The organism is Bacteroides sp. HPS0048, assembly GCF_964240755.1.
GTDB classification, from domain to species: domain Bacteria; phylum Bacteroidota; class Bacteroidia; order Bacteroidales; family Bacteroidaceae; genus Bacteroides; species Bacteroides nordii.
Genome location: NZ_CAXSVC010000001.1, coordinates 171935 through 195006, shown reverse-complemented (window position 1 = coordinate 195006; position 23072 = coordinate 171935). Strand labels below are relative to the sequence as shown.

13 protein-coding genes are annotated in these 23072 nt (G+C 41.9%); 8 read left to right on the top strand and 5 right to left on the bottom strand.

Annotated features, from left to right (window positions below; genetic code table 11):
- Positions 1 to 58 precede the first annotated feature (58 nt).
- Complete coding sequence (cysS, locus tag ACESQI_RS00710) at positions 59 to 1534, top strand: cysteine--tRNA ligase (protein WP_002558654.1); 1476 nt, start codon at positions 59 to 61, stop codon at positions 1532 to 1534.
- A gap of 147 nt (positions 1535 to 1681) precedes the next feature.
- On the opposite strand, the gene ACESQI_RS00705 is transcribed toward cysS, so the two are convergent.
- Positions 1682 to 3229, bottom strand: coding sequence for a sulfatase (locus ACESQI_RS00705; protein WP_373125345.1), 1548 nt, complete (start codon positions 3227 to 3229; stop codon positions 1682 to 1684).
- Between the two features lie 159 nt (positions 3230 to 3388).
- Entirely contained in the window at positions 3389 to 4594 is a 1206-nt protein-coding gene (locus tag ACESQI_RS00700) for a glycoside hydrolase family 88 protein (protein WP_373125344.1), read from the bottom strand.
- 217 nt (positions 4595 to 4811) lie between these two features.
- Between ACESQI_RS00700 and ACESQI_RS00695 the strand changes: the two genes are divergently transcribed.
- Positions 4812 to 5219, top strand: a complete 408-nt coding sequence (locus tag ACESQI_RS00695; protein WP_002558657.1) for a PaaI family thioesterase — start codon at positions 4812 to 4814, stop codon at positions 5217 to 5219.
- On the opposite strand, the gene ACESQI_RS00690 is transcribed toward ACESQI_RS00695, so the two are convergent.
- Together ACESQI_RS00690 and ACESQI_RS00685 are read right to left on the bottom strand one after the other, a co-directional pair.
- Entirely contained in the window at positions 5206 to 6072 is an 867-nt protein-coding gene (locus ACESQI_RS00690) for a DUF3108 domain-containing protein (RefSeq protein WP_373125343.1), read from the bottom strand. The genes ACESQI_RS00695 and ACESQI_RS00690 overlap by 14 nt on opposite strands.
- Positions 6026 to 7897 (bottom strand): Ig-like domain-containing protein, encoded by a 1872-nt coding sequence (locus tag ACESQI_RS00685; protein ID WP_373125342.1) that lies wholly within the window; start codon positions 7895 to 7897, stop codon positions 6026 to 6028. Before ACESQI_RS00685 ends, ACESQI_RS00690 begins: the two co-directional genes overlap by 47 nt.
- Positions 7898 to 9017: 1120 nt before the next feature.
- On the opposite strand from ACESQI_RS00685, the gene ACESQI_RS00680 reads away from it, so the two are divergent.
- The 5 genes from ACESQI_RS00680 to ACESQI_RS00660 all read left to right on the top strand — a co-directional run bounded on the left by ACESQI_RS00680 (position 9018) and on the right by ACESQI_RS00660 (position 16977).
- Entirely contained in the window at positions 9018 to 10166 is a 1149-nt protein-coding gene (locus ACESQI_RS00680; protein ID WP_044094817.1) for an efflux RND transporter periplasmic adaptor subunit, read from the top strand.
- Between the two features lie 29 nt (positions 10167 to 10195).
- The gene (locus tag ACESQI_RS00675; protein WP_002558661.1) at positions 10196 to 13399 is read left to right on the top strand and encodes an efflux RND transporter permease subunit; all 3204 of its coding nucleotides are present in this window, start codon (positions 10196 to 10198) and stop codon (positions 13397 to 13399) included.
- Positions 13400 to 13505: 106 nt separating this feature from the next.
- On the top strand, positions 13506 to 14891 hold the full coding sequence (locus ACESQI_RS00670) for a TolC family protein (RefSeq protein WP_195349783.1): 1386 nt from the start codon (positions 13506 to 13508) through the stop codon (positions 14889 to 14891).
- Positions 14892 to 14936: 45 nt separating this feature from the next.
- Positions 14937 to 15707: an acyl-ACP--UDP-N-acetylglucosamine O-acyltransferase gene (gene lpxA / locus ACESQI_RS00665; protein ID WP_002558663.1), complete on the top strand. Its 771-nt coding sequence runs from the start codon at positions 14937 to 14939 to the stop codon at positions 15705 to 15707.
- Between the two features lie 340 nt (positions 15708 to 16047).
- Entirely contained in the window at positions 16048 to 16977 is a 930-nt protein-coding gene (locus ACESQI_RS00660; RefSeq protein WP_002558664.1) for a site-specific integrase, read from the top strand.
- Between the two features lie 1118 nt (positions 16978 to 18095).
- Here ACESQI_RS00660 and ACESQI_RS00655 read toward each other — a convergent pair.
- The gene (locus ACESQI_RS00655; RefSeq protein WP_002558649.1) at positions 18096 to 18737 is read right to left on the bottom strand and encodes a carbohydrate-binding family 9-like protein; all 642 of its coding nucleotides are present in this window, start codon (positions 18735 to 18737) and stop codon (positions 18096 to 18098) included.
- A gap of 73 nt (positions 18738 to 18810) precedes the next feature.
- Here ACESQI_RS00655 and ACESQI_RS00650 point away from each other — a divergent pair, with 73 nt between their 5' ends.
- The gene (locus ACESQI_RS00650; RefSeq protein WP_373125341.1) at positions 18811 to 22881 is read left to right on the top strand and encodes a two-component regulator propeller domain-containing protein; all 4071 of its coding nucleotides are present in this window, start codon (positions 18811 to 18813) and stop codon (positions 22879 to 22881) included.
- Positions 22882 to 23072 lie beyond the last annotated feature (191 nt).

The following is a 23072-nucleotide window of genomic DNA, read 5'->3' as shown; positions in this document are numbered from 1 at the left end:
GAAATATCAATTATTTATTCTAACTTTGTGGTTTCAAACTGAATAAATCTCAAACGTTATGGAACATCAACTGACCATTTACAACACTTTAGATAGGAAAAAGGAGCTGTTCGTACCCTTACACGCTCCGCATGTAGGGATGTACGTTTGCGGACCAACCGTATATGGCGATGCCCATCTGGGACATGCCCGCCCGGCTATCACATTCGATGTACTTTTCCGCTACCTTACACATCTGGGATACAAAGTACGTTATGTGCGTAATATCACTGACGTAGGCCATCTGGAGCACGATGCCGATGAAGGTGAAGATAAAATAGCCAAGAAAGCCCGCCTGGAAGAGTTAGAACCGATGGAAGTGGTGCAGTACTACCTGAATCGTTATCACAAAGCGATGGATGCATTGAACGTCCTTCCGCCAAGTATTGAGCCGCACGCATCGGGACATATTATAGAGCAGATTGAACTGGTAAGCAAAATCTTGGAAGCCGGCTATGCTTACGAAAGCGAAGGTTCCGTCTACTTTGATGTAGCCAAATACAATAAAGATTATCATTACGGTAAACTCTCCGGACGCAATCTGGACGATGTACTGAATACCACCCGTGACCTCGACGGACAAAGCGAAAAGCGTAATCCGGCCGACTTTGCCCTCTGGAAGAAAGCACAACCGGAACATATCATGCGCTGGCCTTCACCCTGGAGTGACGGTTTCCCCGGATGGCACGCAGAGTGTACAGCTATGGGACGCAAGTATCTGGGAGAACATTTCGATATCCACGGAGGAGGTATGGACCTGATATTCCCGCACCACGAATGTGAGATTGCTCAGTCCGTTGCTTCACAAGGTGACGACATGGTACACTACTGGATGCATAACAACATGATTACCATCAACGGGACGAAGATGGGTAAATCTCTCGGCAACTTCATCACGCTGGATGAATTCTTTACCGGTAGCCACAAATTACTGGCACAGGCATATACACCTATGACCATTCGTTTCTTCATCTTGCAGGCACACTATCGCAGTACGGTAGACTTCAGCAATGAGGCTCTGCAAGCATCAGAAAAAGGATTACAGCGATTGATGGAAGCGATCGACAATCTGGAAAAGATTGTTCCCGCAAGTGGTTCTTCTGTAAATGTAAAAGAACTGCGTACCAAATGCTACGAGGCCATGAACGATGATATGAACACCCCAATTGTCATTGCCAACCTGTTTGAAGGGGCCAGGATGATCAACAATATCATTGCCGGCAACGACACTATATCTGCCGAAGACCTGAAAGAGCTGAAAGAAACATTCCATCTGTTCAGTTTTGAAGTTCTTGGCCTGAAAGAAGAAGCAGGGGCGTCAGATAGCCGCGAAGCCGCCTACGGGAAAGTAGTTGATATGCTGTTGGAACAACGTGTGAAGGCGAAAGCCAACAAAGACTGGGCTACTTCGGACTTTATCCGCAATGAACTCACGGCATTAGGATTTGAAGTGAAAGATACCAAAGACGGATTTGAGTGGAGATTGAATAAGTAATCACTCTTACCCCTTATATAAGCAAAAGAAAGAGGTCAGAACCGTGATAACTTCCGGTTCTGACCTCTTTCTTATACCTATCAATAAATGTTTCAATACATATGAAACAACACTTTCAATCGATATGAAACAAAATGAAACACTTCATCATTGATAAGAAATCAGTTCAGAAAGTACCTGTCCCCTATACCAGGGATCATCAATCTCCTTCAACATAGCTCCCATCTCAGTACAAAGTTGTTTCACTATTTCCTGATTCTCTTCCAGCGGAAGGTTATTCATCTGATAAGGATCCTTCAAGTCATCAAAGAGTAAGCTCTTTTTCAACTGCTTTGTATCACGGTCGATATAGAGAGCCAGTGTATAATGTGCTGTTTTAATACCTCTTGATGATGGGAAATATGACATAACCAGTCCGTTCTCATCTTTCTCTCCATCCAGATTCTGAATATAAAGAGCTCCTGTGGGACGTACAATATCCGCCTTTTCATCGAAGAACAACGGAGCAAAATTACGTCCTTGTACCTCAACCGGAATAGAGTCTCCAAGACCACACAATCCCAACAAAGTAGGCATGATATCCGGCGAGGAGATCATCAGATCATCTACACGCGGCTGAATCTTACCCGGGTAACGTACCAGGAACGGAACGTTCATCGATTCCGCATAAGGAGAGTTCTTAGGATCATCCGTACGCTGACTGCACATTGTTTCACCATGATCGGAAGTAAATACGACAACTGTATTCTTATCCAGCCCCATTTCTTTCAATGCCTCCAGTATCTCACCAAAGGCCCGGTCTACTCCCGTCACCGAGGCGAAATAATAGCGGGCGGACTCTGCCTTCTTCATCTTTGTATCCGCATTGGGACGAATCAAAAGGCTATCCAAAGGCTGATCTTTATACAAATCAAAATCTTCTTCCATACAATCATTGAGTGAACGATACGGACTGTGGGGCGGATTCATCCCGACCATAATAAAGAATGGTTTCTTTGTATCACGCACATTACCTTCATTTTTCAGATACGAAACAACCCTTTTGGCTTCGTGCAAGGGCGACCACTCTTTAGGGTCGTGTCTCTTACCATCCGTATCCCAGTAATGAGGATTTTTATGTTCATCAAACGTACCGTATGAATACCAGTAATTGAAACCGTGACGCCGTTCTTTGGGAGTATAAGCATCCCATACCGGACGCTGCTCTTCTACATATTTTCCCGGATGCTCCGGATCATTAGGTGTGGGAAAATCAGCATGTAGCTTGCCAAAGTAAGCACAGTCATATCCGGCATTATAGAATACATCACCTATACACTCTGCATCTTCACGCAGTGAACTGATAGGACGACTGGAGTTACAATTCAATGGTACGCCGCTTTTATTAGGATACATGCCCGTCAGCAAACTACCCCGGTGCGGGCTACTCAGCGGACAGTTACTCTGTGCAGAAGTCAGCACTACCGATTCGCGGGCAAAAGCATTCAGGTTGGGGGTATGTACAGGATCACCTTTGAAGTTTACTTTCTCCCGGAATCCATCCTGATTCCAAAACTCCATAGCCTGGTTACGATACTGGTCTGGAAAAACATAGATAATATTGGGATGTCCGGCTTGCTCTACTTGCGGGGCTTTGCAACCCTGTAAAGCAAGCAAACCCAATCCACCAAATAATAAGTTTACTCGAGTGTTCATAGCTCTATAAGTCGTTAATAAGTAGTAAGCAGTTAATAAGTAGTAAGTAGTCAAGTAGTAAGTATGATACTATTTTCTACTTAATTGTTAATGAGTAAGTAGTAAGTAATGATACTATCTTCTACTTACTACTTAACTACTTGACTACTTAACTACTTATTAATTCCTCCCTTCCATTTCTCTTTTACGTATCAACGCTTCGAGGAAGTAGTAGTCGGCATAATTCAACGGAACATCAATCTCGGCACCGTGAGGAATACTGCCTACAGAGTGCATCAGGATAAAATTACCGTTTGTGCCCACTGCTGCACGATAAGCCGGTGAGCCAAGACTTTCCATGATCTTATCGGCTGTTGCCTTATAGTTATTCCCCGGGAGATAAGTTTCCAGCTCATACAACGCTGAGGCCGTACAGGAAGCAGCAGAAGCATCGCGTGGTTCATTCGGAATATTAGGAGCATCAAAGTCCCAGTACGGTACAAGATCTTCCGGCATATTCTTATTGGTAAAGATAAAATTATACACCTTTTGCGCCTGATCAAGATACTTTTTATCATGTGTATAACGATAACAAGTAGTATACCCATAAAGCGCCCATGCCTGTCCACGAGCCCATGCCGATTCGTCAGCATATCCTTGTGCAGTTTGTCTTTTACGCACTTCACCTGTCTCCGGATCATAATCAACCACATGATAACAACTATTATCTGGACGGAAATGATGAGCCATGGTAGTATCGGCATGTTTCACTGCTATATTATAGAAAGTAGAATCACCCGAAAGCGCAGTTGCCTCAAACAACAGTTCCAGATTCATCATATTGTCAATGATAACCGGGCATTTCCAGCCACGCGTTCCTTGCCAACCTCTGTCAGCATCCCATGATTGAATTACACCGGCATTCGGACGGAAGCGGGTAGACAATGACCGGGCTGCCTCAACAATCACATCTTTATACGCTTTCTTATCAGCCAGACGATAACCATTCAGATAGCTGCAACCAATCATAAAGCCTACATCATGATGCCATTTCAAATGCTTTATTGAATCAAGGGCTTCTGTATATTTCTCTGCAAGGGGCAACCATTTCTTGTCTCCGGTCAGCTCATAAGTAAGCCACATACTTCCGGGATAAAACCCCGAACACCAGTCGTCAATAGGGATATAGACAATATTTCCCTTTTCATCAATTGTACGGGGATTTAAGATCTTACCCGACTTTTCGATGATATCGGTCTGGATTGTGTTCTGTGCTACCGCATTGTCAATGTTATCCTGAATAAAGTCCTTTTCAACCGGCTTTTGGCTGTTGCAACTCGTCAAGACCAGAAGGGAAATCCCCAATGCACTCAAAATAGTTCTCATAATACATGGATTTATTAGTAAAGTAATTAATTTCATGGTGGCAAAAATAAGGCAATCTTACAGATTTGACCGACCTAAATCATCCAATTAAGAGACATTTTTGGTACATTTGCAGAAAATAATGTGCCAATATACTAAAATATGCCGATATGCCAATTCCCATACGGTGTTATTGCGCAGGCAATTGGCATATTGACACATTGAATAATTAGTTATTATGACACCACAGGAGTTTTTCAAAAATGACCTATTTGCCGAAAAAGCAGGTATTGTACTAATGGAAGTACGCGAAGGATACAGTAAAGCCAGACTGGAAATAAAAAAAGAACATCTCAATGCAGGCAACCGTACGCAAGGAGGGGCCATCTTCACACTTGCCGACCTCGCCTTGGCAGCTGCTGCCAATTCACATGGGCAACTTGCTTTCTCTCTGTCCTCCAATATCACATTCTTACGCGCCAGTGGTGAAGGTGACACACTCTACGCCGAAGCCCGCGAACGCTACATCGGACGAAGCACCGGATACTATCAGATAGATATTACCAATCAGCAGAATGAACTAATTGCCACCTTTGAATCAAGTGTATTCCGCAAAGATCAACAAGTACCTTTTACTTTGAAATAATTGAAGTCAACGGATAGCGATTCCCGGAAACACTCTTCAGAAAAGCTTTGGCCGATCCGATATTCAAAAACATATCTAAACGGACAGGGAGATGATTCTTATCATCCGTAATATAAAAAGTAATGACCTCCTTCTCCTTGCCTTTGTCTGTGTATTCTACAAACGAAAAGACAAGGCAGCGATACGTAGTATCATTTTCTGCTGTGATATTCTTCATCCCACGATAGATCAGCGTTTGCTCCTCTACCCTACGTCCTGTAGCCATCGGGAAGTTGATCTTTTGCCCCACTTTATAATCTTTTGGATCGTAGGAACGAGCCTGTGCCAGAATACTAAGCATATCAAAAACACAACGGCTGTCACTATATTCCGTCTCCACTACCTCACCATCCCGGTAAGTCCGCTTCTGATTGACAAAGCATAAGCCGTCTTTGTAAGAGAACCAAGCCTCATCCACTGTATAGCGCTTACCTTCTTCAGCACCCTTCCGGAAATAACGGGGTTCGAGCTTCTCGCCGACAATGCACGTCAGCGTATCACGCATTTTAAAAAAGAAATCGACCTTCTTACTGCTTATGGATAAAAGATTAAACCGGTAGGCAGGTTTGGAATGATAAGTGGTCGCATTCGTTGTAAGACTGGCTATCCCTGCCTTGATCCATACAAATTTCCAGTTAAAGAATAAATCGTACATCACATGCTCGCCAGATTTAAATGCTTCATTGGGTGCTTCACACTGGGCCTTAGCAGGCATAGAGCAACACAGCCCTACCAACAGCACAAGCCATGCTAAATTTATCCGTTTACTAATTGCGGCGATTGTTATTTCTATCTTTCTTTTTCTTGTCTTCATCTGGTTTTTGCTTTTTAAGTTCATCCGGCCTCTGTTTGTCTAATGGAAGAGCCTTTACATCCCAGGTCTGTTCAACCTCCCAATTGGCTTTAGGTTCGAGTATCTGAGGATAGTAATACACCATTTCCGGCTGACGCTTTGTCTCGTATTCACCGCTATCCCACACGCCATTCCCATTCGTATCATTTATCAAACGGGCACAATACTTACCCGGGTTCAAGAAATAGAAGTCGGCCTGTCCATTGATAACCGGAACTTTTCGCACTACTTTATCCTGCGTATCAAGCAATTCTACAAATGCAATAGAGTCACATCCTGAAACATTAAAATAAATGGCTCCGTATTCTTCCAGCGAACGAACTTTTATATTCTGTTTTATCTTATCTGTAAACAAACCGTAGATACCATGAAAAGCTGTAGAATCTACAGAGAACTCATATTCCCGCGTTGGCTCCCATTCATAATACAAGTTATACTTACGCAATTGCAACGAATCTTGCTCAAAGGTAAAGGGGATATCTTCCCATAAGGTATCTACCTTCTGTTTCAAATGAATAGCTGCGCTATCAAAGGAAGCTATCGGCTCGTCAAAAGAGAGTGAGATATAATCATATACATCCATTGTAGACGGGATATACGTAGATACATGCAGGAACTTGGTTGGCTCCGGCTCCTCTTCTTCACCTTTCTTTTTCTTCTTTTTCTTAGGTTCGTCCACAGCCTTTTTCACAGTCTTCGCCACCAGGTTAAGAGTATCCGTACGGGGTACTAACTGGTTAAGTGTATCTGTATACAAATAATTCAGACTTAAAGATAAAGTGTCCTGTTTATAAAGTAACGAATCTTTCACCCAATAATGAATGGTATCATTAGTCAGATTCTTCTCTATAATAAAGGCATCCCTCTCATCAAAATTCAATCCTTTCAACACAGGCAGCGTATCTGCTCTTGCTGCAAAGTAGAGCGTAAACTTCTCAGGAGTCAACCGTTCGTTTTTCACAAGATATTGTGAAAACAAATCTTCCTTAAAAGAACGCAGAATCACATTGTCCGGCAAATAATAAGTGTATTTCCTTTCTACGACCGTGTCGATGGTAAGAGAATCCACCCAGGTAGTATCCTGACGTATACGTTCTTCCCAGCGGGGAATAACCAGCGAATCATTAAAAGCAAGTGCTTCACTCTTCTGGCTGAAAGCAAAGTTCTGGTCGGCATCCATCAAACCAAAAATACGATATTTCCCCGGGGCAACGCCACGAATCGTAAAATGTCCACGGCTATCCGTACGGGCTACTCTGTCAAAAGGCAGTTTCGTAAATGCAGTATCAGACAGATTGGAGTGCATACCCACCAGCATTCCTTTAACAGGCTCCAGGTTGGAGGCTTCGAGCAATGTTCCGGATACTTCCATCGTATCAATCGCACTTCCGGTAGAGAAAGTAAAGGCAAAATTACCTAACGGATTTCCTTCATTGTTATCAACAATAGCATCCGAGAAATCAATTGTATAAGTTGTGTTAGGCTTCAAAGAATCAAGCAGGTTGACACTTATCTTCTTTCCTGATGCTTTTATCTCCGGTTGCTGCACCTGAGGAGGAGAGATCACCACCTTTTCATTGGCTTTCTCAAGCTTAATGAATTCGTCAAAGGAAAGTGATACTTTCGTTTTTGTATTATTAAGTGCCCCCGCAGCAGGCGTGCTGCCAATAAAACGGGGAGGAGTCTCATCAAGTGGTCCTCCATCGGGCCTTCCTATACTGGCACACGAATAGAGAGCGGCTATCACCGTAACCACAGCCAATACCTTGCGAATAAGCCTCTTCATATTATATTCTTTTCTTAACATGATGCAAAAATAAAGGTTCTCAGAGAATAAATACTATACTTTACACTTATTTAAAGGAAAATGTTCAAGTAATAGTGCTTCCCGCACGGGGAGGAACGACAAGCGATGATTCATTGAAACGCAGATAAATGCAGATTTTCACAAAGGGAAACGAATGTATGATAAAGATCTACAGTCTTTTAATCTGCGTTTATCCTGGTTTCTTTTAAACTCTGTACCCTCTGTATCCTCTGCGGTTAAATACACTTAAAACTGTACAGTGACGAAGCTTATGGCCCAATCTTTTCGGTAGCGGAAGTATCCATAGACGATATCGATCCCTTTGTTCGGTATTGTACTTTGTCTTTCTCAGGAAGGAACACTCCTTTCCCCGGTGAGTAGTCTTGTTTTAGATGTACATGTAAAGCAGTACGACATGTGCATGTGGGACAGCACGACATGTGCATCTCATGCTGCTTTACATGTACATCTAAAACAATGTTACCCACCGAGGCTTCCTACGTTACTCTACGGGATAGAGCTTTATCAATACCGGAGAAAGAGACTGATGGCAATGACAAACGCCATTAAGTTCGAAACCGTACAGGAATGAATAAATTTACGATTAGACGATTGACGATGTACGATTGGGCTTACTCTGTCTCTAATAGGGCTGAAACAGGCTTTTAAAAAAGCAACTTCAATCGTACATCGTCAATCGTCTAATCGTAAATTTATTCATATTCGATCAATAATGAACAATTTGCCAATGTGTTAATTTGGCAATGTCTTTCAGCAATACAGTATAGCCAATTGGCGCATTGACATATTGGCACATAACTTTATTGTTTTATTAACAAAGAATCAAAGTAATACAATCCCCACAGGTCTTTAAATGTTATAATTTACCAATGAATGTACCATTCAGACAACACCTATATTAATAAGAGAAAAACATAGTTAAAAAAGAACCGGTTATCGAACATTTATATAAGAATTTAAAGTACTTTTGCAGCGAAAAACTAAAGAGAAGAGTCTCAGTTTTCTCCTTCTATCCCTAATAATACTTATGAGCACACTATTTGTAGAAAATTTATCAATAAACACTGAATATAGAAGTATGAAAAGTAGAATTGTATTATTTGCATTTTGTTTGGCCCTCTTGTCGAGTTGTGGCAAAAAGGGTTTTGACTTGGGAGGAACCCCGGAATGTGCAGTGCAGGCATTGCAACCGACAACAGTTAATCTGACGAGTTCTTATCCGGCTACTATTAAAGGAAAACAAGATGTTGAAATCCGGCCGCAGGTGTCTGGTTTCATCACTCAACTTTGTATCGACGAAGGTTCAATGGTAAAAAAAGGACAAGTGTTGTTCATCATCGACCCGGTACAATACGAATCAGCCGCACGTGCTGCCAAGGCAGCAGTACAAACTGCAAAAGCAAACGTAGCGACCCAGGAAATCACAGTTAAGAATAAACGGGAATTAAACAAGAAGAATATCATCAGTGATTATGACCTGGAAATGGCCGAAAACACATTGGCTTCTGCCAAAGCACAACTGGCTTCTGCCGAAGCACAGTTAATCAGTGCCAATCAAAACCTGGCATATACCCGTGTCACCAGCCCGTCCAATGGTGTAGCAGGCTCTATCCCCTTCCGTGTAGGAAGTTTGGTTAGCGGTTCCAGCGCAACTCCATTAACCACTGTTTCGGATATTTCTGAAATGTACGTCTACTTCTCACTTACAGAAAAAGAATTGCTCAACTTAATCCGCAAAGATGGCTCTCAACAGGAAGCATTGAACAACTTCCCACCCGTTCAATTGACTTTGGCAGACGGTACCCTGTATGGTGACAGTGGAAAAATAGAAACGGTCAGTGGTGTTATTGACCAGAATACCGGTGCGGTAAGCATTCGTGCTACTTTCCCCAACAAAGGCCACTTGCTGAGAACCGGAGGAACAGGTAGTATCCTTATCCCTTATAGTTCACCCAACGCGCTTGTAGTTCCGCAAAAGGCAACTTATGAAATTCAGGATAAGAAATTTGTGTATGTACTGCAAGACGACAACACGGTTAAGAATACAGAAATCAAAGTACTCAATCTTGATGACGGACAAAACTACATTGTAACTTCAGGACTGAATGCGGGCGATAAAATCGTACTGGAGAACGTAAGTACACTAAAAGACGGCGCAACTATCAAGCCGCTTACTCCACAAGAGTCTGCCGAACATTTCAAAGCATCATTAGAGCAGAAGAAATAAGTAAACATGTAAAATCAGAAGATTAAAATATGAAATTAGATAGATTTATTAACCGTCCGGTACTATCAACGGTCATCTCCATCCTGATAGTAATTTTGGGTATCTTAGGCCTTATATCACTGCCTATCTCCCAATATCCGGACATCGCACCTCCTACTGTACGCGTCAGTACAACTTATCAGGGAGCCAATGCACAGACTGTATTGAACAGTGTGATTGCTCCACTTGAGGAGCAGATCAATGGTGTGGAGAACATGATGTACATGACTTCTACGGCAACCAACACCGGAGATGCCTCCATTGAAGTTTACTTTAAACAGGGAACCGACCCGGATATGGCTGCCGTTAACGTGCAGAACCGTGTTGCCAAAGCTCAGGGTTTCCTCCCTGCAGAGGTTACCAAGGTAGGTGTTATCACCTCTAAACGGCAAACCAGTATGTTGCTTGTCTTCTCTCTCTACAGTTCTGACGACAAGTACGACAATGAATTTCTTGAAAACTATGCCAAAATCAACGTTATCCCGGAAGTACAACGTGTACCGGGTGTAGGTGACGCCATGGTAATGGGATCTGATTACTCCATGCGTATCTGGCTGAAACCAGAAATAATGGCTCAATATCACTTAATGCCGACTGACATCTCTACCGCCCTGGCAGAACAAAATATCGAAGCTGCTCCGGGTTCACTGGGCGAACGTGGCAACCAGACTTTCCAATATACATTGAAGTATAAAGGCCGTCTGCAAAGCCAGGAAGAATTTGAGAACATCGTCATTCGCGCCACTGCCGATGGTGAAGTATTACGCCTCAAGGATGTAGCCAACGTCGAATTGGGACGTCTGACTTACGGGTTTGCCAATAAAACAAATGGTCATCCGAGTGTAACTGCCATTATCTTCCAGACAGCGGGTTCCAATGCGACACAAATTATCAAGGATTGCGAAACCTTGTTGAAAAATGCAGAAAAAACAATGCCTCCGGGCGTAAAAGTAAGTATTTCGCAGAATGCCAATGACTTCTTATTCGCTTCTATCCATGAAGTAATCAAAACACTGATTGAAGCCTTTATTCTGGTGTTCATTGTAGTGTACATTTTCTTACAAGACTTACGCTCTACATTGATTCCGGCCATTGCTATCCCTGTAGCCCTGATCGGTACATTCTTCGTACTTTATATCATCGGTTTCAGTATCAACTTGCTGACCCTTTGTGCCATGGTGCTTGCCATTGCCATAGTGGTCGACGACGCCATCGTCGTCGTCGAGGGCGTCCATGCCAAGCTGGACCAGGGTTACAAATCGGCCCGTCTTGCTTCCATTGACGCCATGAGTGAATTGGGTGGTGCCATTGTTTCTATTACGTTGGTAATGATGTCCGTGTTTATCCCTGTTAGTTTTATGTCGGGAACCTCCGGTGTATTCTATCGCCAGTTCGGTCTTACCATGGCAATTGCAATCGGACTTTCTGCTGTAAACGCATTAACACTGACTCCGGCATTATGTGCTATCTTGTTGAAGCCTCATGATCCGGAAGAAAGAAAGAAGTCTACTTTCGTCAGCCGTTTCCATACTGCATTCAATGTTTATTACGACGGGATATTAAAGAAGTACAAGAAGGGTACGCTGAACTTCATCCATAAGCCCTGGCTGACGATAGGATCCGTAGTAGCCGGCATCGCCTTGTTGCTCTTCTTTATGAAGATCACTCCTACCGGACTGGTTCCAAATGAAGATACCGGTACCATTATGGCAGTTGTCGATCTTCCTCCCGGTACATCACAAGACCGTACCGAACAGGTATTGATGCAAATAGACAGTCTGCTTGCTTCCGAACCCGCTATCGAAAGCCGTACGATGATTTCCGGATACAGCTTCATGGCAGGTCAAGGACCAGGATATGGTTCATTTATCTGTAAGTTGAAAAACTGGGATGACCGTACCATTGAGCAGCGTTCCGACTTTGTCTCTGGTATGCTTTACCTCAAAGCCCGTAAGGTAATAAAAGATGCACGCGTTTTGCTGTTTGCACCTCCTATGATCCCCGGATATAGTGTATCCAACGGTTTTGAGTTGAACTTGCAGGACAAGACCGGTGGTAGTCTGGACAAATTCTATGAAGTGGCACAAGACTTTATAACCAAGTTGACAGAGCGCCCTGAAATTGCTTCGGCACAAACTTCATTCAACCCGAACTTCCCGCAATACATGATTGATATTGACGCGGCAGCTTGTAAAAAAGCAGGTTTGACTCCGAATGCGATCCTAACGACCCTACAAGGATATTATGGTGGTTTATACTCATCCAACTTCAACCGTTTTGGTAAGTTGTACCGTGTAATGATCCAGGCCGATCCTAACAGCCGTACCAATCTGGAGTCTTTGAAATCAATCAAAGTGCGTAACGGAAACGAAATGGCTCCTATCACCCAGTTCATGACTATCAAGAAAGTATACGGACCGGATAATATCACCCGTTTCAACATGTTTACGTCTATGAAGATCAACGGTAACCCGGCTGATGGTTATAGTAGCGGTCAGGCTATTCAAGCTATGCAGGAAGTAGCAGAACAGACCCTGCCTACCGGATTCGGTTATGAGTTCTCCGGTATGACCCGTGAAGAGCAGAGTTCAAGCGGCAGTACAACGGCAATGATCTTTATCCTTTGCTTCGTATTCGTTTACTTGCTGTTGAGTGCCCAGTATGAAAGTTATATCCTGCCATTGTCAGTATTGCTTTCTGTACCATTCGGTCTGGCCGGTAGTTTCATCTTCGTACATCTGATGGGACTTGCCAACAACATTGTCCCGATACTTGGAGCGGCGACCAACAATATCTATATGCAGATTGCCTTGATTATGTTGATCGGTCTGTTGGCAAAGAACGCCATTTTGATTGTAGAGTTTGCCCTCGACCGTCGTAAAATGGGTATGAGTATTACCTGGGCTGCCGTATTAGGTGCCGGTGCGCGTCTTCGTCCTATCCTGATGACCTCATTGGCTATGGTAGTAGGTTTGCTTCCTATGATGTTCGCTTTTGGTGTGGGTGCCAATGGTAACCGTGCATTAGGTGCTTCTGCCGTAGGTGGTATGTTGATTGGTATGATTTGCCAGATATTTGTGGTACCTGCATTGTTCGTAATCTTCCAGTACTTACAGGAGAAAATCAAACCAATGGAATGGGAAGATATCGACAATTCAGATGCTGAAACAGAAATTGAACAATATGCTAAATAAGATTAGAAGTTAGAAGTTAGTAGCTAGAAGTTAGAAGAGTGAGATTCTTCTAACTACTAAATTCCAACTACTAACTACTAAATTCCAACTACTAAATAAGATTAGAATGAAGAAACAAATTATATATATGTTGTGTACAACTGCTCTTCTGAGCAGCTGCCACATCTATAAATCATATGACAGACCCGAAGACATACTGACTGCCGGTTTGTATCGCGACACGGTAGCTACCGGTGATACACTGGCCTCAGATACTGCCAACTTCGGCAATCTGCCTTGGAGAGAAGTGTTTACTGACCCTCAGTTGCAAACACTTATCGAGCAAGGGTTAGCCAATAATACCGACCTTCAGACAGCCATCCTGAAAGTAGAAGAAGCAAAAAATGCACTAATGACTTCACGTCTGGCTTATGCTCCTTCACTGGCACTGTCACCACAGGGAACAATCAGCAGCTTTGATAAAAGTGCTGCCACCAAGACGTATTCGCTGCCGGTAACAGCCAGTTGGGAAATAGACTTGTTTGGAAAATTGCTGAATGCCAAACGCGGTGCACAGGCTACCCTATTACAAACCAAAGCTTATCGTCAGGCTGTACAGACACAAATTATAGCCGGTATCGCCAATACGTACTATACATTGCTAATGCTCGACCGTCAGATGGATATCTCCGAACAAACAGCCGACATCATGAAGCGCAATGTAGAAACGATGCGTGCCATGAAAGATGCAGCAATGACCAATGCTGCTGCTGTGTCACAAAGCGAAACAGCTTATGCACAAGTATTGGCATCCCTTCCCGCTATTCGTCAGAGCATTCGTGAGACAGAAAATGCACTCTGCATGTTGCTCAGACAAGCTCCGCAAACCATCAAACGCAGTACGCTTGAAGAACAGCAACTGCCTTCTGAGTTTTCAGTAGGAATACCTCTCCAGTTATTGTCCAACCGTCCCGACGTGAAAGCTGCTGAAATGGCATTGGCCAATACTTACTATAATACCAATTCAGCCCGTGCTGCATTCTATCCACAAATCACAATCAGCGGTTCTGCCGGTTGGACTAACAGTGCAGGTAGCATGATTGTCAATCCGGGTAAACTTCTTGCTTCAGCTCTTGGTTCGCTGACACAGCCTCTATTCTATCGTGGTAGTAATATTGCCCGTTTGAAAATAGCCAAAGCACAACAGGAAGAAGCGAAACTTGCCTTTCAACAGTCTCTTTTGAATGCCGGAAGCGAAGTTAGTAATGCCCTCTCTTTGTATCAGACAACAGCCGAAAAGACCTCTGCACGTAAATTTCAGGTAGAATCTGCAGAGAAAGGTGCCGAATATACAAAAGAATTGTTTAAATTAGGCACGTCTACCTACCTCGAAGTACTGTCAGCAGAGCAGTCACTGCTTAGCGCACGCCTGTCACAGGTATCCGACAGCTTCGATAGCATGCAGGCGGTAGTAAGCCTTTACCGTGCATTGGGTGGTGGAAGAGAAGATTGAGAGGTATTAAATTGTAAATCGTAAATCGTAAAATTGTAAAATATCATGATTAGTCCGTTAGCTTATGTAGACCCCGAGGCAAAAATTGGAAAGAATGTCACTATCGAACCTTTTGCCTATATCGAAAAGGATGTCGAAATCGGGGACGACTGTGTAATCATGGCCTATGCCAGTGTTCTGAAAGGTACACGTATGGGTAAAGGTAATAAGATACACCACCATGCAGTGCTTGGTGCAGAACCTCAGGACTTCCACTACACGGGAGAAGAAACCAATCTGATTATTGGTGACAACAATCATATCCGTGAAAATGTAGTGATCAGCCGTGCCACCTTTGCAGGCAATGCTACAAAAATTGGAAATGAGAACTTCCTTATGGATAAGGTTCACATCTGTCACGATGTTCAGATAGGCAACCATTGCGTAGCAGGAATTGCAACAACAATAGCCGGTGAATGTACACTTGACGATTGTGTGATCCTAAGCGGCAATGTTATCCTCCATCAGTATTGTCATGTGGGTAGCTGGACATTGATCCAGAGCGGATGCCGCATCTCAAAAGATGTTCCTCCATATATTATTATGTCGGGCAACCCAACTACTTATCATGGGGTGAATGCAGTTGTACTGACTCAACACCACAATGCTTCGGAGAGAATCTTACGCCACATTGCCAATGCCTACCGTTTGATTTATCAAGGTAATTTCAGTCTGACTGATGCTGTACAGAAAATCATAGACCAGGTACCGATGAGCGAAGAAATCGAAAACATCGTAAGCTTTGTGAAGGGATCGGAACGAGGTATTGTAAAGTAAATTTCGAAAAATATACTTAAAAGAAGAAGGTTCTGCTTGCCCTTAAAAGGGTAGACAGAACCTTCTTCTTTTATTCACCAACCATCCATATAAACTTACCACCATAGGATCCTCCATCAAAATTCCTCAACTCTCCTCTCTGATACAGATATATTATATCAAATAAAAGTTAACAAGCCCTCTTCGTTAGCTAAGGAGTCTGAAAAATAAGAATAACTTCCATCTGAATTTGTTCTCTACACTCTTTTATCTATGTAATATGTAAATATATACAGCAAAAATTAAAAGAAGAACAGAAGAGATATTTTACTGATCATTTATAAACTAATAATCAAAAAGAATGAAACAAAATGATTTCGTATTTTTCATGCGCTCTGTAATCTGTAACTTTGAGAATAACAATAATCACGGGACCGCGCATATATACAAAAACAGCTTAAATAGTTTTATCACATTTTGCCATAGCAGCACAATACCTTTCAGAAAAATAACACCGGAATTATTGAAAGGCTTTGAGGCATATTTAAGGCAAAAACAAAGGAGTTGGAATACAGTGTCTACATACTTACGTGCATTGCGTGCCACCTACAACCGTGCTGTCGATAAACATCTGGCTCCCTACATTCCACGCTTGTTCAAGCAGGTTTATACAGGAACACGGGCAGACAGAAAAAAAGCATTGAATATCAAAGATATGTCTCGGATACTTCATAGTTGGGATACGGATGAAATACCACACAGCCTTTCCCGTACGCATGGTTTATTCATTCTTATGTTTATGTTGCGCGGTTTACCCTTTGTAGATTTGGTGAACTTACACAAAAAAGACTTGAATGGCAATATTATCACCTACCGCCGCCGTAAGACGGGTAAACAACTAATCGTAGAAGTACCTCAGGAAGCACTAACCATTCTGGAGAAATATATGGATACAAATCCACATTCCCCTTACCTGTTTCCATTTCTGACCCATAGAGAAGGTACAGCAGAGGCTTACCATGAATATCAATGGACGCTACGCATATTCAATCAGCAGCTTTCCCTTCTGACAAAAGCACTTCAATTAAAGACCCCTCTAAGTTCATATACCGCAAGGCACACATGGGCTACTCTGGCTTATTATAATGAAATCCATCCCGGAATTATTTCAGAAGCAATGGGGCATTCATCAATTACGGTTACTGAGACTTATTTAAAACCTTTTAATATTGAAAGAATAGATGCGGCAAACAGGAAAATTATCTCGTCAGTAATACACCTCAATCCATGAACTACTGACCTTATTACTTTGTAGGTAACAGAAGATATATATTGGTGCAAAGATTAAAATATTTTTCCTATGAACAAAATAATCATCCTATTTTTTTATCAAAACAATGGAATATAAATCAAAAATTAAGAATAGAGGAACATTTCACCCAAACTACTGAAAAATCAACCCCCTAATGTAAAAGAATAACATCACCATATTTATCCGAATAAATATGGACTACATTACTATTGCATTTACTTCCATGCAAACGATAAATCATTTATAAAAACAGCTGCTCAAAACACTTTAGAGCTCCTAATTTACCTTTTTTCTGTTACCTACAAAGTAACAGAGCTATAATCTGAAAACAACATTATTAACAGAAAAAGCAAAACAGGCAGAAGTTATGGTAACATGGTTTGGTAGTTTTTTATTTTCGAGCAACAGAAAGGAGTATATTAACATCGCAACTACATTTAATACTACTCCCTGGCGGGTTTATAGTCTTGCTCACAGATCCAGAGCCCGCAGTAGTAAAGAGGCTAAAATATTAACAGAGCTAAAAGAAAGAGGGATAATCACAACCGTCCGGCTCTTCTAAGCAGAAAAAAAGAAGATGCTTACATAGTCGGATGCATCTTCTTATCAATTCTATTTTAGTACTATTCGATTATATTTCTCAATACAAATCCAAAATGTTTCTCCCTATATAATAGAGATCCAACCTATACTATATTTCCTACCACTAACAGTACACTTGTATACATACAAACAGTAACTTTAATATGAAAAGAACTCAAGGATCGGAATATTAGAACATCCGGATGTTTCCCATAAGAACACCCGGATGTTTTCAGATACAACACCCGGGTGTTTTTAGCAAAAACATCCGGATGTTATGAATACAGCAAAAGCATATCAATATCCACATCACATTAATAAACAGCACATTAAATGTATGCATTTATAGACATAATAATATACTATTTTTATGTTTTAGATTATATGCTATATAGATACCATTAGCAATTTCAGAAGAATAAATAAATGCAGAACAAAAAAATTCCACCTGTTATGAACTTTAAGGGAAGTAGCCGTTTCGTTCAAAACAGGTGGAAGAAGATAAACACTCTTGTTTATTCCATTTCCAATGTACCGAAGAAATCGGGACGATGAAAATCTGGTTTCTCTATCTCGATAGGATTCCAGGAAAGGAAATGCGGAGTTTGAAGTTCGTCACCACATTTGTAGAAGTTCGCCTTTATTGTTCTACCATCCAATGAGGTTAACTGATGCTTAAAAAATGCAGTATAAGGAATGACCAAAGCAACCTCCCAGGTTACTTCTCCTACCTGTTCTTCAAAAGGCACACGACCAAGACTTGACCAACGCTGCACCTGAGCCGTTACATCTACCGGCGCATGCTCACGGTTGTTACGCTGAGGACCGGCCCCTATCAAAACAGTCCCAATACAATTACATTCAATATTATAGTAGATTCCGTCGCCGGCAGGAATGGAAAAGAACTCCACACAGGAATCAGTCCACACCGAACCGTTATCTTCGCCATAGCGGGCACGCACGCTGGCCTCTGTTACTTTAAAATGCAGCAAAATGGCACTCTCTGTATGAGCTACCCGAAATTCTACTTTCGGACAATAAGGATATTCAGTCCAATTCACTTGATTAATAGGCTGGAATCCAATCTTTTCTTCATCCAGCAATTTAGGAAGTGAACTGACTTCCACGTTGGCTACACTAATTTTTTTTACTTTCATAGCTTCATGTATTTCTATAAGTCAAACAAAAGTAATATATTTGTGGTTAGTTTCACCTTAAACCCGGCAAAAAGTGAAAAAATTCATCCTTTTATTCTTAGTTATACTTAATACAGTCACCGTTCTTGCTCAGAAACAAAACATAACTTTCAGTCATCTGACTACTGATGACGGGTTATCTCAGTTTTCTGTGAACAGTCTCTATGTAGACGAAGAAGGGGGAATCTGGATAGGTACACGTGAAGGGCTGAACCGTTACAATGGTAATAATATAAAAACATTCAAACTACAGAAAAACAATCCTAACAGTTTGTTCTGTAATACCATTCTTCGTATTACAGGAGATCAGAAAGGAAAAGTCTATGTGCTATGTACGGAAGGTGTAGCCGAATTCGACCTTACGACGCAGAAGTTTACCACCTTATTGCAAGGAAAAGTCACAAGTATCTATTTTAACGAACGTCTTTTTATCGGTAAAAAGGACGAAGTATATGTATTCAACAAGGAGACACGGAATTTTGACCTTACCTACCACCTGGCAGGAAAAGATATCTCTATCGCTTGCCTCCATCTTGACGATAAAGGCAATCTGTGGATGGGAACCGAAAATAGCGGCGTTTATAAACTGGATAAAGACAAAACACTTACCCACCCCATTGAAAAGGGAAATATAACAAGCATTTATCAGGATTCTTCGAAAGAGCTATGGATCGGAAGCTGGGAATACGGATTATATCACATCGATAGAGAGGGGATAATACACAATATGCGTCATGACCCGTCAAATCCCAATAGTGTTTCTTCTGATTTTGTCAGAGATTGTTGCGAGGACAACAATGGAAACATTTGGATCGGTACATTTAACGGGCTGAATCGTTATCAAAAGAGTAATGGCCGTTTTGACGTTTATACGGCAGGACATGAAACAGAAAGCCTCACGCACTCTTCTATTTGGTGCATTGTAAAGGACGCCCAGGGTACCTTGTGGCTCGGCACCTATTTCGGAGGAGTAAATTATTTCAATCCGGAATACGAAATTTACACCCGTTACAAAGCTTCCGATACGGAACGGGATGGCCTAAGTAGTTCTATCATCGGACGTATGATAGAAGATAAGGATGGAAATTTATGGATATGTACAGAAGGAGGTGGGGTAAATGTCTATTACCGAAAAGAAGGGACTTTCCGGTGGTTACGTCACGAAGAAGGACGCAACAGTATTTCGCACAATAATGTAAAAGCGATCTATTATGATGAAAAAGGTGAAAGAATGTGGTTCGGAACCCACTTAGGCGGACTTAATAAACTGGATTTACGTACGAACCGCTTCACTCATTACAGAATGAAAGAAGATGATCCGCACTCATTACCCTCAGACATCATCCGGGACATAACTCCTTTCCATGATCAACTCATTGTGGGTACACAAAACGGAGTATGCCTATTTGATCCGGAAACAGAAACCTGCCAACAACTCTTCAAAGACACCAGAGAAGGACAAGCTATGAAAATGGTAGCCGATTTATTTGTCGATAGGGACAGCACGCTCTGGATTGCCGCAACAGGCGAAGGCGTTTATTCCTATCGGTTTGACACGGATAAACTAATCAATTACCGGCATGATTCAACAATTCCGAATGATGTCGACAATCATACAAACAGTATCAGTAATAACAATGTAAACAGTATCATGCAGGACAGCCAGGGTAACTTATGGTTTTCTACATCCGGTAGCGGGCTCGATCTGTATCACAAGGAAACGGACAGTTTCGAAAACTTCGATATGCAGAAAAACGGACTATCCAGCGATTGTATCTACGAAATACATGAATCGTCTTTTGAGAAAAGCTGCCTGCTGCTCATTACTAATCAAGGATTCTCCCAATTTGATGTTCCTAACCGAAAATTCCACAATTACAGTATTGAAAACGGATTTCCCTTAACTGCCGTTAATGAGAATGCATTGTACATTACCCGTGACGGAGAAGTATTCCTGGGTGGTGTACAGGGAATGATATCCTTTCACGAAAAAGCTTTGTTTTTTACTCCCAAATCATACAATATCCTTCTGTCGCGTCTTATCGTCAATGGAAAAGAGATTACTCCGGACGACGAAACCGGTATCTTGCAATACTCTTTATCCTATACTCCCGAGATTACCCTACAGGCGAATCAGAACATGTTTAGTATCGAATATACCACCTCAAACTATATTCCTGCCAACCGGGATAAAATACTTTATTGCCTCGAAGGGTTCTCCAATGAATGGAACAGTGTACAACGCGGTCAAAACTTCATCACATATACCAACCTGAATCCCGGTACGTATACTTTTATAGTAAAGACTCAGCGGGAAGACATCAAAGCAGTCCGACTGAAGATCCATATTCTTCCGCCATGGTATGAAACCTGGTGGGCTTATCTTATCTATGTCGTATTTACAGGTAGTCTACTGCTATATCTTATTCAGGTTTACAAATCAAGAATCAGACTGCGCGAGTCTCTCAAATACGAGCAGAAACATATTGAAGACCTGGAATCATTAAATCAGTCCAAACTAAGGTTCTTCACCAATATTTCTCATGAATTCCGTACACCACTCACGCTTATTGTAGGTCAGATAGAAACGCTGTTACAAGTACAGACGTTTACTCCAACTGTGTATAATAAAATTCTGAGGATTTACAAAAGCAGTTTGCAACTGCGCGAATTAATTGGAGAGTTACTCGATTTCCGTAAACAGGAACAGGGACATATGAAGATCAAGGTAAGCAGGCATAATCTGGTTACTTTCCTTTATGAAAACTATTTGCTGTTCTTAGAGTATGCCAGCAGTAAAAAAATCAACTTCAAATTTAAAAAAGAAGAAGAAGACATTGAAGTATGGTATGACCAGAAGCAGATGCAAAAAGTCATCAACAATTTACTCTCCAACGCATTAAAGCATACCAAGGAAGAAGACACGATCTCTATCTGTGTAAAAAAACAGAACGGAAATGCTGTCATCGTAATACAAGATACCGGTTCGGGTATTGATGCTGCCGAAATAGATAAAATATTCGACCGCTTCTATCAGACTGAGCAACTTGACACTTTAGCAGTAGGTGCCGGAACCGGAATAGGACTGGCATTAACCAAAGGTATCATTGAGTTACATCACGGCACAATATCCGTAGAAAGTGAGAAAGGTAAAGGCAGTAGCTTTATTATCACATTAAAATTAGGCAACGGGCACTTTGAACAAGAGCAGATTTCCCTGAAAGAAGAGATCATACAACAGCAGGAACCCGCACAGCCGGGCACTGCCGCCATAATGGCAGAAGCTGCTTTAGACAACGACATCGTTCCGACTCACCCATCAGATACCAAGATGTTGATTGTAGAAGATGACGCATCTATTCGCGAGATGTTGGCAGAGCTCTTCCGGACTTTCTATCAGGTTATTACCGCATCGGACGGTGTAGAAGCATTGGAACTGGTACAAAAAGAGATGCCAAGTATCGTGTTAAGTGACGTGGTTATGCCCCGTATGTCCGGAACGGAATTGTGCAAACAGATTAAAGGCGAGTTTAACACCTGCCACATCCCGGTAGTTTTGCTTACAGCAAGAACTGCTGTGGAGCATACTGTGGAAGGATTGCGTCTTGGAGCAGATGACTATATCACAAAACCATTCAATATCAACATATTAGTTTCACGTTGCAATAATCTTGTTAATTCACGCATTCAGTTGCAAGAAAAGTTTACAAAGCAACCCCAGGCATTTGCACAAATTTTGGCCACAAACCCTATGGATAAGGAGATGTTGGACCGTGCTATGGAAATTATAGAAAAATATCTGGATGATTCAACTTTCAATGTCAACACTTTTGCCCGTGAAATGGGAATGGCACGTACCAATCTGTTCAGTAAGTTAAAAGCTGTAACAGGACAAACTCCCAATGATTTTATACTAACCATCCGTCTGAAAAAAGGTGCCGTTATGTTACGAAACAATCCGGAGCTGAACATTACGGAAATCTCAGACAAAGTAGGATTCTCTTCATCGCGATATTTCAGCAAATGTTTTAAAGATGTATATCACGTCAGTCCGATGAATTATCGAAAAGGAGAAGAGGGAGAAGACGACGAAGAAGAAGAGTGATTAGTGGTTAGTGATTAGTGATAAGTGATTAGTATCATACAGGAAAATTGCGCAGCCTACTAATCACTTATCACTAACCACTAATCACCCATCCCTAATCGCTTATCACTCCCCATTATGTACTTTTCTTGCCTTTATCCGTACAACATTATCCATTATCTTGTTTCATGAGGACTATCTTTGCACAATAG